This window comes from uncultured Cohaesibacter sp., assembly GCF_963556055.3.
In the GTDB taxonomy this organism is placed as follows: domain Bacteria; phylum Pseudomonadota; class Alphaproteobacteria; order Rhizobiales; family Cohaesibacteraceae; genus Cohaesibacter.
In genome coordinates this window covers 22,952-35,886 of sequence record NZ_CAUVYE020000012.1, presented here as the reverse complement: position 1 = coordinate 35,886, position 12,935 = coordinate 22,952, and the positions used below count along the sequence as shown (strand labels likewise).

The 12,935-nt window shown below is 51.2% G+C and carries 13 protein-coding genes and 2 tRNA genes; 11 read left to right on the top strand and 4 right to left on the bottom strand.

Translation table 11 applies throughout. The features are described from left to right. Positions 1-132: 132 nt before the first annotated feature. Entirely contained in the window at positions 133-552 is a 420-nt protein-coding gene (locus tag ACHZB8_RS06535) for a VOC family protein (RefSeq protein ID WP_316859459.1), read from the bottom strand. A 57-nt stretch (positions 553-609) separates the two neighbouring features. Between ACHZB8_RS06535 and ACHZB8_RS06530 the strand changes: the two genes are divergently transcribed. From ACHZB8_RS06530 to ACHZB8_RS06505, 6 genes are all read left to right on the top strand, one after another. Next, entirely contained in the window at positions 610-1,365 is a 756-nt protein-coding gene (locus tag ACHZB8_RS06530; RefSeq protein WP_316859458.1) for a Sir2 family NAD-dependent protein deacetylase, read from the top strand. A gap of 301 nt (positions 1,366-1,666) precedes the next feature. Next, positions 1,667-2,248, top strand: a complete 582-nt coding sequence (locus ACHZB8_RS06525) for a cold-shock protein (protein WP_316859457.1) — start codon at positions 1,667-1,669, stop codon at positions 2,246-2,248. A gap of 188 nt (positions 2,249-2,436) precedes the next feature. Then, entirely contained in the window at positions 2,437-2,973 is a 537-nt protein-coding gene (locus ACHZB8_RS06520) for a DUF192 domain-containing protein (protein ID WP_316859456.1), read from the top strand. A 102-nt stretch (positions 2,974-3,075) separates the two neighbouring features. Then, positions 3,076-3,152, top strand: a tRNA-Pro gene (locus ACHZB8_RS06515). Between the two features lie 54 nt (positions 3,153-3,206). Further along, positions 3,207-3,518, top strand: a complete 312-nt coding sequence (locus tag ACHZB8_RS06510) for an NADH dehydrogenase ubiquinone Fe-S protein 4 (RefSeq protein ID WP_316859455.1) — start codon at positions 3,207-3,209, stop codon at positions 3,516-3,518. Between the two features lie 20 nt (positions 3,519-3,538). Next, positions 3,539-3,615 (top strand) — tRNA-Arg (locus tag ACHZB8_RS06505). A 20-nt stretch (positions 3,616-3,635) separates the two neighbouring features. Here the strand turns inward: ACHZB8_RS06505 and ACHZB8_RS06500 are convergent. Continuing rightward, positions 3,636-4,406, bottom strand: a complete 771-nt coding sequence (locus ACHZB8_RS06500) for an aspartate/glutamate racemase family protein (RefSeq protein ID WP_316859454.1) — start codon at positions 4,404-4,406, stop codon at positions 3,636-3,638. Positions 4,407-4,469: 63 nt separating this feature from the next. Continuing rightward, on the bottom strand, positions 4,470-5,351 hold the full coding sequence (locus ACHZB8_RS06495; RefSeq protein ID WP_316859453.1) for a response regulator: 882 nt from the start codon (positions 5,349-5,351) through the stop codon (positions 4,470-4,472). Between the two features lie 482 nt (positions 5,352-5,833). On the opposite strand from ACHZB8_RS06495, the gene ACHZB8_RS06490 reads away from it, so the two are divergent. The 4 genes from ACHZB8_RS06490 (at position 5,834) to ACHZB8_RS06475 (ending at position 10,203) form a co-directional block, all read left to right on the top strand. Next, positions 5,834-7,600, top strand: a complete 1,767-nt coding sequence (locus ACHZB8_RS06490; protein WP_316859452.1) for a glycosyltransferase family 39 protein — start codon at positions 5,834-5,836, stop codon at positions 7,598-7,600. A gap of 37 nt (positions 7,601-7,637) precedes the next feature. Then, positions 7,638-8,486, top strand: a complete 849-nt coding sequence (locus ACHZB8_RS06485) for a phosphatase PAP2 family protein (protein WP_316859451.1) — start codon at positions 7,638-7,640, stop codon at positions 8,484-8,486. Between the two features lie 180 nt (positions 8,487-8,666). Continuing rightward, complete coding sequence (locus ACHZB8_RS06480) at positions 8,667-9,443, top strand: glycosyltransferase family 2 protein (protein WP_316859450.1); 777 nt, start codon at positions 8,667-8,669, stop codon at positions 9,441-9,443. Between the two features lie 28 nt (positions 9,444-9,471). After that, positions 9,472-10,203: a VTT domain-containing protein gene (locus ACHZB8_RS06475; RefSeq protein ID WP_316859449.1), complete on the top strand. Its 732-nt coding sequence runs from the start codon at positions 9,472-9,474 to the stop codon at positions 10,201-10,203. A 57-nt stretch (positions 10,204-10,260) separates the two neighbouring features. On the opposite strand, the gene metC is transcribed toward ACHZB8_RS06475, so the two are convergent. Then, positions 10,261-11,445, bottom strand: coding sequence for a cystathionine beta-lyase (metC, locus tag ACHZB8_RS06470; protein ID WP_316859448.1), 1,185 nt, complete (start codon positions 11,443-11,445; stop codon positions 10,261-10,263). Positions 11,446-11,774: 329 nt separating this feature from the next. Between metC and ACHZB8_RS06465 the strand changes: the two genes are divergently transcribed. After that, positions 11,775-12,791, top strand: coding sequence for an amino acid ABC transporter substrate-binding protein (locus ACHZB8_RS06465; RefSeq protein WP_316859447.1), 1,017 nt, complete (start codon positions 11,775-11,777; stop codon positions 12,789-12,791). Positions 12,792-12,935 lie beyond the last annotated feature (144 nt).

The following is a 12,935-nucleotide window of genomic DNA, read 5'->3' as shown; positions in this document are numbered from 1 at the left end:
TGCATGATCATACCAAGTGATAGAGTGGGGTGATCAACACCACGCGAATTCTGGTCAAGAAAAAGGCTCTTGCAAATTTCATGCAAGAGCCGGAATTGCGAGCCTGAAGTCAATCAAGACGCGAACTGAGCGTCACCATTTGCCTGTATTCGGCATGGAAAGCCAGGGCTCCTGCGCCGGGAGAGGATCGCCCTTCTGCAAGAGTTCGATGGAAATATTGTCCGGTGACCGAACAAACGCCATATTTCCGTCTCTAGGTGGGCGATTGATAACAACGCCGGAATCCATCAGCTTTTGACAAAACGCGTAGATGTTATCAACTTCATAAGCCAGATGCCCGAAATTGCGCCCCTCATCATAATCCTCTGGATCCCAGTTGTAGGTCAACTCGACGCAATTTTCGGAACTGCCATCAACGGACAGAAAAATCAGGGTATATCGCCCTTTCGGATTTTCGCTACGCCGAACTTCCTTAAGGCCCATTTTGTTACAGTAGAAGTCGAGCGATTCGTCTACATTGCTGACGCGAACCATTGTATGCAGATATTTCATAGCCGGTCTCCTTGGCGCATGAGAGTTGGGTGACCTTGAACATTTAGGATCTATAACATGAATTCCAATAACAAGAATTCAAAAACCGAACAACTGCTGGACATGATCCATCATGCCGACCACATAGTAGCCTTTACAGGGGCCGGAATCAGCACCGAAAGCGGGATTCCCGACTTCCGGTCGCCAGATGGCCTCTGGGCCAAAATGGAACCGATCATGTATAATGATTTCATTTCAAGTGAAGAAACCCGTCTGGAAGACTGGCGGCGGCGTTTCATTCAGGTGGAAGAATTCAACATGGCAAGGCCCAATGAGGGTCACATGGCCCTGGTTCGTCTGTCGGAGCGCAAAAAGCTGGTCTGCACCATCACACAGAATATCGACGGCCTGCACCAGCGCAGCGGACTTGATCCCGATCATGTCATCGAGATTCATGGCAACGGAACATTCGCAACCTGCCTTGATTGCGATGCCGAAATGAGCCTTCGTCAGGCCCAGACCCACATCAACAGCACCGGTAAGTCACCACGCTGTCCAAAATGCGGGGGACTGGTCAAAACGGCCATCATCAATTTCGGACAGGCCATGCCGGAAGACGCCATGATGCGCGCCATGCATCAAGCCGCAGATTGCGATCTTTTCATTGTGATGGGATCCTCGCTCGTTGTCTACCCGGCAGCCGGCTTGCCACAGATCGCCAAACAGAATGGCGCTAAACTCGTCATACTCAACAGAGACCCCACACCGATGGATCATCTGGCAGACTTGTGCATTCACGATGAAATTGGTCCGATCATGGAGCATGTGGTCTGATTAGGAGGGCTCGTGGCAAGGCACTTGGCCAATGCCTCGCATATACCCATGAGAGCCAAGGTGCGGCATGATCGCGAATAATGCTCATGGCCGACCATAATGTCGCTTTCCTGAGCATTTGCCTTGATTGATGCACACAAACTGTCAAGTCTGACAGTGTGATTCAAAGCAGAGAGCAAAATAAGACAAAAAGTTAAAATTTTCTTGATGCAGACCTCGGTCAAGATGATATTCTGCCCGTGAGAATCGACCATGGTATTGAGTCGGGAACGAGGCTACAGAGTTAAGTTGAGGCAAGGATATGGGGGTGAAGATCGACCCGGAGCTGCAACCTCTTGATGCAGGTGCTGCTGATGATGCGTCTCTGGACGTCACACAAGTTGCCGGAAAGATCAAATGGTTTGATGTGGCCAAGGGGTTTGGCTTTATCATCCCGGACGACAACAGTTCCGATATTCTGCTGCATGTTACCTGCCTGCGCCGAGATGGCTATCGCACCGCTTATGAGGGTGCTCGCGTTGTATGCGAAGTTCTGAAGGGGCCGAAAGGGCTCCAGGCCTTGCGCATCCTTTCCATGGATGAAAGCACGGCGATCCATCCCTCCCAATTGCCGCCAGCCAACACCCATGTGAAGGTTACACCGACGAGTGAGTTGGAAAAAGCATGGGTCAAATGGTTCAATCGCGAAAAGGGCTTCGGCTTCCTTACGCAAGGTGAGGGTACTCCTGACATTTTCATTCACATGGAAACGCTGCGTCTGTTTGGCCTGACCGAATTGCGTCCTCATCAGGAAGTCATGGTGCGCTATGGCCCAAGTCCAAAAGGGAAAATGGCGACCGAAATTCGCCCGTCAAGCGGTGCTCATATTCCGTCTTCCCACTGAGTTCAGCTGCGTATAATTCACACCGGGCTCTCTGCTATCGCTGGATAGGGGGAGCTTTTCATTATTTGCAGCAGACGTTCCTTTACATAGAAATTGAAATGGGCGTGTCACGGACGTATGATGCTGCCAAAAAATCGCGCCTTCATTCGTTTCTCATGAATTGGTCCTCAAGGTAACATTGTAAATCCATGAATAGTTTCATTCGCATAGCCGCACCTGTGCTTGCTGCGCTCTCGATGGTTTCTCTTTGTCTGTCATCATCGCAAGCTGATGCGCAAGAAGCGCCACAAAGCTCTCAGGCATTGAGCATCACGCCCGAGCAGATAGAAGAACGGTTGATCGATCCACAAACGCTCGTCATTCAGACCGAAAAGGACAATCTGCTGTTCAAGGTCGAATTGGCGCTTGAGGAAAAGGAACGCAACAAGGGGCTGATGTTTCGCACTTCGCTCGCACCTCAACATGGCATGCTGTTTGATTTCGGAGCGACGGAACCGGTATTCATGTGGATGAAAAACACCTACATTTCACTCGACATGTTTTTCATCAATGAAGCCGGGACAATCACCCATATCGTGACGGCAACAACCCCCTTGTCTGAATCCGTCATCGGGTCTGGTGGGCCGGTTCGCTATGTATTGGAGACACCAAAAGGCACGGCGAAAAGCCTCGGTATCAAGATTGGCGATAAAATGCGCCATCAATTGTTCACACCCAATTCGTGAAAATAATTGGCATACGATATTTCAGCTTGCTCCCTCTGAGCGCTGTTGCTATGCAATCGCCATTCTGCTTCTCGATGTATTTCAGAAGCGGGGTCATTGGATCGGAGCGTAGCGCAGCCTGGTAGCGCACCTGATTTGGGATCAGGGGGTCGGAGGTTCGAATCCTCTCGCTCCGACCATTTGTAAACACTGACACGGCTCCCGCATGGGGGCGGTCTCACAAGTAGGTCAGCATGACAAAAGCGCGCATCTTCAAACCCGCAAAAAATGCCATGCAGTCCGGTCGGGCTAAGTCCAATCGCTGGCATTTGGTGTTCGAACCCGCAACGCCCGGGATCATCGATCCTCTGACAGGGCATGTGGGTGCGTCTGACGCGCATCAGCAAATCAGATTGCAATTTGATACGCTGCAAATGGCAATTGACTATGCCACGCGAAACAAGGTTGCCTTCGAGGTCATGCCTCAAAAGGATCGCAAGAAAATCACCAAGGCGTATGCCGACAATTTTGCGACTTCAAGAATTGAAGGGAACTGGACTCACTAGCCTTTGCGCCGGAAAAACAAGGCCCCTTAGCTCAGTTGGATAGAGCAGCTGACTTCTAATCAGCAGGTCGAGGGTTCGAATCCTTCAGGGGTCACCATTTTCCATAACAGTGGTCTATCACGAAAAATCTGTCACTTCGTCGGTGACAAGTGGACAAAGGCTCCGGGCCACCCATTCAACAAACCCCATGATGTCAAAAACCGGAAGACCGCTCTCTCTTGCAATGGCAGCAGAGAAGGGGGGCAAATTGGTGCACTCGCACAGGATCGCGCCGATTGACGGATCCTCCTTCAACATGATCCGCACCGCATCGAGAACATCTCTCTTCAACAGCTCAACATCGGCATCATCATTTGAATGATCACCGAAATATTGCGCAAAGGCACTGTCTGGCGCAACTCCGAATATCGCCGTTGACGGGTCAGCCCCAACCGCAAGCAGATGCCGCTTGGTCAGGGACCGAGCCGAAAAGGTCAGGATGCCGACCTTTTTGCCAGCGGGAAGAATGCGCTCGATCACGGGTGCTTGCAACAGACTGCTTGCGAAAACCGGAACAGACAGAGCTGCCGCCATTTCTCTTTGATAAAGAGCAAGGAATCCGCAACTTGTCGTGATTGCCTTTGCGCCCTCATCGATCAGCTCCTGAGCGGCTTGAAGGAAGGGAACAAGCAGGTCTTGAGCACCACCAAATACGACTCTATCCGGGTTGGCTCCCTTCACCGTCTTGAAAAGAACGGGTGTTTTCCAACTGCGCCCATTGCCGATATCACCGGGCAGCCGTTTGAAATGGGTATCGAGCATCAAGACACCAATTGGCGCTGTCTGCCGGTCAAGAGACGTGCCATGACTGTTTGAAGCTGGAAAGCGCGCAGGACCAATCTCTGCCATATGGTTGCTCTCATACCGTTCGAGTTGATCGTAAAATCTCGGCAATGGACAGCCGTCATCAAGTCAGATCAGAACTTTTTCCAAATGACAGTCTTCTTCTGCCTCTTCTTCACGATCGCTCTCTTCCGCAAGTTCGCTCGAAATATCAAAATCTCGTTCAAGAAAACTGAACATGGCGCGTGTTTTGCCAAACTTGGGTGTATCAAGTCCCAACCGGCTATGCATGATACTATCGATATCTGCGGCACTGAAGGGCTTTTTAAGAAAACCCGTAATGCCGACAAAGGCGGCAGATCGTTCCAGGTGATCCGTATCACTGGTCGACATCATGTAAATGCCAATACGATTGGTAACGCTTCTGATTGAACCGGCAAGTTCCAGGCCATCGACATCTGGCATGTGAAAATCGGTAAGGACCAGATCTGGCCTACGTTCCAAAATGGATTTCAGGGCATTTCTTGCACTATCCGCTTCAAAGATCTCGAAAGAAAACCGGCTTTTTTCGAGAACCTTGCGGGTAATTTTTCTCATGGTCGCAGAATCGTCAACCACAAGAATCGGGTAGGTTTCGGTCATGACAATATATGTCATGAAGACATCGGCGGCATCTTGTGCGCGAAAGGGTTTCTGCATGAAATGGTAAGCACCATATTCCTGCAAGACGGCCTCGGACTTGACATCCATATTCCCCGAAATAGCGACAACCAGACAATTCTTGGACCGCGTTTCAGGAAGTTCGGCGACGAGTTGTGGACCTGACAGATGAGGCATGTTGATGTCTATGAAAGCAATATCAATCTCTTTCTGATTGAGAATCTTCAGTGCTTCTGCGCCGTCAGATGCAAAATTGATATCGAGATATCGCTTGTCGCGATGTACTTGTATTCCCTTATGCACGATTCCGCGAAAGAGCGCACTGTCATCTGCGATCAAGACGCGAAACATTTTGTGTAGTGCACGTCCTTCTTGAAATTTCTTTGTAATCATAGCTGGTTACAACTCTGAAGGGTAAAAAGGGTAAACAGCATGGCAGCTGTTCTGGTGCGGGTATTTATTTTTGAATTAGTATAAGGATTATTGTTAATATTCTCGAGGGGAGAATGAAAGCCGATTGATAACAAAAGGTGAAAATTTGCGCGTGAACGTGACTTTTTTGCGCCGCAGTCATAATAAAAACGTCATTTCTGAACAAATCAGAAACCCAGTCAACCACAGGGTGACTTGCGGGGCTGCCACCACTGCCAACACTGTCTGAAAAGAAGCCTCATTAATTGGCACGACAAATGGCAGAACCGTCATTTCTTTTCGTGTTTTCACATCAGAATTGCGCGAAGAGCTGTGCAATTCTTCATAAATCCGTTATGACGTGAACACAGAAAACTGGTTCGAGCATGGGGGCTCGAGCATTGACCCGAAACGAGGCGCACATGTCAGATCTTGGACCTTATCCCGTCGATCCGAACTCCCCTGCAAGTCATACCCATGCGCCAGATTCCGGCACCAACTCCCCGCAGGAGCATGACTGGATCGCCACGCTCAGTGATTCAATCGAGGCATGGTTGTTCGCACTTTGCTCTTCGCGCATCAAGGCACTGATGGCCCTTCTGCTTTTCGCGCTCGTTTGTTTTCTGCCTGGCTTCAACTCCATACCGCCAGTTGATCGCGATGAAGCCCGTTTTGCTCAGGCCTCCAAACAGATGATGGAGTCCGGAGACTATATCGATATCCGTTTCCAGGACAGCACTCGATACAAGAAGCCGGTCGGCATATATTGGTTGCAAGTCCTGAGCGCAAAGGCCACGGGCATGAATGAAGAGGCTCCCATCTGGGTCTATCGTCTTCCGTCCCTGGCAGGTGCCATTTTGAGCGTGGGACTGACATTCCTGATCGGCCTCAGAATGAGCTCGGTACGAGTGGGTTTTCTGGCCGGAATTGGAATGGCGGCAGCCATTCTGCTCGGCGTTGAGGCACGCCTTGCAAAAACCGATGCCATGCTCTTGGCGACTATTCTGGCGGTTCAGTGGCTCATATGGGAGCTTTATGATCGCAAGGAAGGACTGACCAAAGGGCAGGGCATACTGCTGTGGTGTGCGTTCTCGTTAAGCGTTTTGATCAAGGGGCCCATCATCCTGATCGTGAGCGGCGCGACAATTGTGCTTCTTTCAATCCTTGAGCGTTCAATTGCCTGGCTGAAGGGAACGGGCTGGAAATATGGCGTCCCTCTCTTTCTCGTTCTGACACTGCCATGGTTTATCATCATCGGAATTCACACCGATTGGGCTTTCTATTTCGATGCGGTTGGCACGGACATGCTGGGGAAAGTCGCGACGGGCAAGGAGTCTCACGGTGCGCCTCCCGGCACCTATCTGGGGGCCAGTATCGGAACATTCTGGCCAACATCGGTATTCTTCATTCTCTCAATTGTCTGGATCTGGAAAGAGCGCAAATCCAAGGCGGTTCTCTTCGCCCTGTGCTGGATTTTGCCGTCATGGATCCTCTTCGAACTTGTTCCGACCAAGTTACCCCATTATGTGCTGCCCTTGATGCCCGCCATGGCCATCCTGACGGCCCATGCACTTCAGGCGCGTGCGACATCGTGGAATAGTCTCTGGGGCAAAATTCTGGCGTTGCTTGTTCCCATAGCTGCCATCCTGCTTGGACTTGGCGCTCCCATCGGTCTCGCTGTCATCGAAGGCATCATCAATCCCGCGGCCATGGGGCTCGGACTGGTCGCAACAGGCCTTGCGTTGCTCGCCTATGCGATCTTCAAAAGAGGGCGCGTCATGGCGTCCTTCGTTCTGACCTGTCTCGTCGCCCCGGTGCTGTATCTCTCTCTTCATGGCACGGTCTTTCCCGAATTCCGCTCTGTTTGGATCTCGAACCAGATGGTCGAAGCCGTGGAGCGCGTAAAACCATGTGAAAGCGTAGAGGTGGCAAGCGCCGGATATAGCGAGCCCAGCCTCGTATTTCTGATGGGTACGGACACCGTGATGACGACAGCGGCAAGAACCGCCGACTTCCTTCTGGAAGCAGGGTGCCGCGTCGCAATTGTAGAGAAGTCTGAAGAAAAGAGATTTCTTGAACGCATAGCCAAGAAAGAAGGGGCCGTAGAGAACATTCATCAGTTCACGGGCTACAAACTGAATGGCGGCGACTGGCAGTCCTTTGGCCTATACCGATTGAAAATGCAGTAGCCCCAAATAGTGATCGAGGAACAAGAAGCGCAGCCCCATGCTATCGAACACCGTTTTGAAACAGAGTGCCAATGAGGCCAAGCGCCAATATGAAGCCTTCAAAGCCCTGCTGGCTCACCGTTCCGGGGCGCACAAGGCATATGGCGATCTGAACAGTGTGACCGAGCCTGAATGGAAAAAACTCCTGTTTGTGGCCCTTTCCCTGATTGTTTTGAGTTTTCTGTTCTTTGATACCATGGCAGGGCATTGGCAACCATTGTTGCCGGAATGGCTCTATTCGATATTCAGAACCATTTCGAGATTTGGAAAATCGGACTATACGCTCATTCCCTCGGGTTTGCTGGTGATCGTTATCGCCTTTCTTCCGCCAGGCGCGACAAGATACGCAGTAAGGTCGATCTTGTATCGGTTTCAGATGCTCGGTCTTTTCATATTTGTGGCGATTGCCGGTTCCGGGCTCTTGAACAATCTGATCAAAGTGATGTTCGGCAGAGCACGCCCCAAATTCTTTGGCGAATTGGGACCCTATTTCTTTGACCCACCGGGCATCAATCACGGATATCAGAGTTTTCCATCGGGACACTCGGCTACGGCAGGCGCCATGGCCATCATCATGGTGCTGCTGTTTCCAAAACAAAAGAGGCTATGGCTTTTCCTTGCGGGAATGATCGCCTTTTCCCGCATCATGGTCGGGGCACATTACCCGTCAGATACAGTGGCTGGCTTTGCATTTGGCGCGGGTGTGACGTGGCTGTTTGCAAAATGGTGCGTGCACCGTCGACTTTTGTTCCGGGTGCAAGACGGGTTAATCAGACTTCCCACAAATAGCGGACTATCGCTCACCTCTGTTTATAAAGCGCTTCACTTATTCCGTCGAACAGCCTAAAGAGTGTGCAATCATGGGCGTCTTCCTGTTTTCGTCAATTGGCGCACCGGATATCATCATTTTGTCGTATTTTCTGAGATATTGATCCGCTCGGTCAATCTTTCGAGAAACACAACAAAAACGACAAGCAGAAGCATCCGGCATGGATTGCCGGATACGAGACATAATCAGGACGCCGTCATGCTCTCAAACTTGCCGCCTCTGCCACACACACTAGAAGTGAGCGTGGTCATTCCCTGTAAAAATGAACGAGACAATCTGGCATTCCTTATAGATGAAGTTGGAGAGGCTCTGGCCGAGCGCGCATTTGAGTTGATCATCGTCGATGACGGGTCTGATGACGGCACGGACATGCTCCTCAGGGATGCCAGCCAGACGCGTCCATGGTTGCGGCACTTGCGTCACGAATATTCCTGCGGCCAATCCAATGCAGTCCGGTCCGGATTGCTCTATGCGAAGGGCGAGTTCATCGCCACTCTTGACGGTGACGGTCAGAATGATCCCGCTTTCTTTCCCCAGATGATCGACGCGCTCAAGCAAGGTGGCCCGGACTATGCCCTTGCTGCTGGCCAGCGCATGAAACGCACGGATGGTTTCGTAAAAAAATACGGCTCTCGCCTCGCAAACACCATCCGCCAGTCCATGCTCAAGGACAATACAAGGGACTCCGGCTGCGGGCTCAAGGTCATCCGACGTCAGGTCTTTCTCAACTTGCCATTTTTCGAAGCCTGGCATCGGTTTCTGCCTGCCCTCGTCGTGCGCGAAGGCCTGAAGGTCGTTCATATCGATGTGGTTGACCGGGGCCGATCCCATGGAATGTCGAAATATGGAATCTTCGACCGCCTTTGGGTCGGCATCATTGACCTGTTCGGTGTCTTGTGGCTGCGCAAGCGACGCAAAAAGATACCCATCCTTTCGGAGATCGATCTCAGCGGCCAGAACGGAACAGATGCCTGAATACGGGCCTCGCCAGAAAAAATTGCACATGACGGAACGTCTTCAACTGAACAATGATGGCAAACTTGCCATGGTCCGCCCCTATCTCAAGGGCATGATCATGATCATGACATTGGTTGCAATCGGTTACTCTCTCAAGGCTTTGGGCATCAGTGAAATGTTCGATGAGCATTGGGTCGATGCCGAGGTCAAGGGGCAGGGCAGCTTTGGCTATTTGCTATTTGTCGCCATGGGCGGACTACTTGCCGCTGTCGGATTTCCACGTCAGGCCATTTCCTTCATGGGTGGTTATGCGTTTGGCATGGTCGGCGGAACCGCTCTTTCCGTGTTGGCAACAACATGCGGCTGTGTTCTGTCTTTCACCTACGCCCGGATCCTTGGACGCGAATTTGTTCAACGAAATTTCGGTAGACGCGTTGCGCGCTTTGAAAATATCCTTGCAGACAGTCCCTTTGTCACCACTCTGCTGATCCGTTTCCTGCCCGTGGGGAGCAACGTCGCCACAAATCTCGTAGCCGGTGTCACCCATGTGGGAGCGTTTCCCTTCTTTCTCGGTTCGGCAGTGGGCTACTTGCCACAAACCGCGATTTTTGCCTTGATGGGCAGCGGTGTTCAGGTGGACCAGACCTCACAAATCGGCGTCGGCATCACATTATTCGTTATCTCCGGTCTGCTCGGCGTCTATCTCTATCGCCGAATCAACAAGGCAAAAGCCATGCCCCATGGCGATGACAGTGACGTGGAACAATCGGAACGCTAAGCTTGAGCAACAAAAAAGGCAGCCGGAGCTGCCTTTTTCTTGAATGAACACAGCTGTTTACTTCTGCAAAGCAAGGGCCGCAAATCCCTTTTCAAGATCCGCTTTCAGATCGGCAGGGTCTTCAAGACCAATATGCAACCTGATCAACTGGCCCGGTTCAGTCCACTCGGTCGCAGTTCGATATCCGCGCGGATCAACATAGGTAATCAGGCTTTCAAAGCCACCCCAGCTATAGCCCAGCCCAAACAGATCCAGAGCATCGATCATCGCGAAAACCTGTTCCTTCTGGCAAGGTTTCAGGACGACACCAAAAAGACCACAAGCACCGGTGAAATCACGTTTCCAGATTTGATGGCCCGGATCTGATTCGAGCGGCGGATAGAGCACGCGGTCAACTTCTGGACGCTCCAGGAGCCATTTGACGATTTCCATGGCGTTTTGCTGATGCTGCTTGAGGCGCACGGACATTGTCCTCAGCCCCCGCAAGGCAAGATAGACATCATCCGGGCCAACATGATAGCCCATTGCGCCATGGACTTCGTCCAGACGTGGCCAGGCTCTTTCACTGGCTGAAATCGTACCGAGCATGACATCAGAATGGCCGACAATGTATTTTGTACCCGCTTGAATGGTCATGTCGACACCGTTGGCGAGGCTGTCAAAATAGAGCGGAGACGCCCAGGTATTGTCGAGAAGAACGAGAATATCCTTCTCGTGAGCGGCCTTCGCAATGGCCGGGATATCCTGCATCTCGAAAGTCTGGGAGCCGGGTGACTCCGTGAAGACCGCGGTGGTGTTGTCCTTGAACAGCGTATGGATCTCGCCGCCGATGAGGGGATCATAATAGTCCACTTCCACGCCCATTGGAGCCAGAACAAGCTCGGCAAAATTCCGCGTCGGCTGGTAAACACTGTCCGTGATCAAAACATGATCACCACTTTTCGCCGCTGCCAGAAGAGCAAGAGAGCAAGCCGCAAGCCCTGAAGGCACGAGAACCGTACCGCTAGCTCCCTCCAGATCGGTAAGGGCATCTGTCAAGGCGTTGGTTGTCGGAGTTCCCCTTCGTCCATAAAAATACTTAGCTTTACCTGAGTATAATTGGTCGGTAGATTCAAAAATAACTGTTGAAGCATGAATAACGGGCGGGTTCACAAAACCATCATTTTCCGCCGGTGATCGGCCGGTGGCTATTAAACGGGTATCTGAGTGATAACTTTTTGTGCATTTGCCTATTTTTTTCATTTTCTCTAAGCCTAAGGTTGGTGCTGATCACTTTGCAAGACAAAATTATCGGCGGAATAAAGGACGTAAAAGAACAAAAAATTTCAGTTTTTTGCGTGTCTTGCACAATTTTCGTGCGAAATTTACGTTATTGAGCTTTGCGATGCATTTTGCCTCTTGACCCAAGTCGAATAATTTTCTTCGATATCAAAGTCAAATGCGACATCGTGCCATTTTGACCAACAACAAAAATCCTAGCAGGGCAAGGCATGTTTTTTGCATCCCATTGCCAACTGGTTTTTAACGAGACAATCGAATTCTTATTTGGGCAACAAACGTAAGGCTGCAAAATGAAGAAAGTTCTTATTTCCGTACTTATGGGTTCCGCAATGGCTGTCGGCGCAACCGCTGCTAGCGCTGCCACCCTTGATGATGTCAAAGCGAAAGGCGCTGTTCAGTGCGGTGTTAGCCAGGGCCTGCCAGGCTTCTCCAACCCTGACGATCAGGGCAACTGGACCGGCATCGACGTAGACGTCTGCCGCGCTGTTGCTGCCGCTGTATTCGGCGATGCAACCGCTGTCAAATTCACCCCGTTGTCTGCAAAAGAGCGCTTCACTGCTCTTCAGTCCAGCGAAATCGACGTTCTGTCCCGTAACACCACCTGGACCATGACCCGTGACACCTCACTGGGCCTGAACTTTGCTGGCGTTACCTATTATGACGGTCAGGGCTTCATGGTTCGCGAATCTCTGGGCATCACGTCCGCTCTCGAGCTTGACGGCGCATCTGTCTGCACCAACACCGGTACCACCACCGAGTTGAACGTTACCGACTATTTCCGCTCTCACAACATGAATCTTGAACTGGTTCAGTTCGAGAAGTCTGACGAAGTTGTTCAGGCCTATGACAGCGGTCGTTGCGACGTTTACACCACTGACGCTTCTGGCCTTTATGCACAGCGCCTGAAACTCACCAACCCTGATGAGCATGTCGTTCTGCCAGAGATCATCTCCAAAGAGCCTCTCGGCCCGGTTGTTCGCCAGGGCGACGACCAGTGGTTCAACATCGTAAAATGGACCCTGTTCGCAATGGTCAATGCTGAAGAACTCGGCGTAACCTCTGCAAACGTTGACGAAATGAAAGAAAGCACCAACCCATCCATCCGTCGTCTCGTCGGTGTTGAAGGTGCATTCGGTGAAGCTCTTGGTCTGTCCAATGACTGGGCTTACAACATCGTCAAACAGGTTGGTAACTACGCTGAAGCTTTCGACAAAAACGTTGGCCCTGCAACTCCGCTGAAAATTTCTCGCGGCGTAAACGCTCTGTGGTCTAACGGCGGCTTCATGTACGCTCCTCCGATCCGCTAATCTGCAATGAAGACCCCCGGCAGGACAAATCCGTCCGCCGGGGTTTTTTGTAGGCGATATCACGATAATGAATTGAATCTTAATCCCGGAAAACGGGTGGATATCGCACTCGAATGGCTGGTTATAACTACCGGTATCTCACGA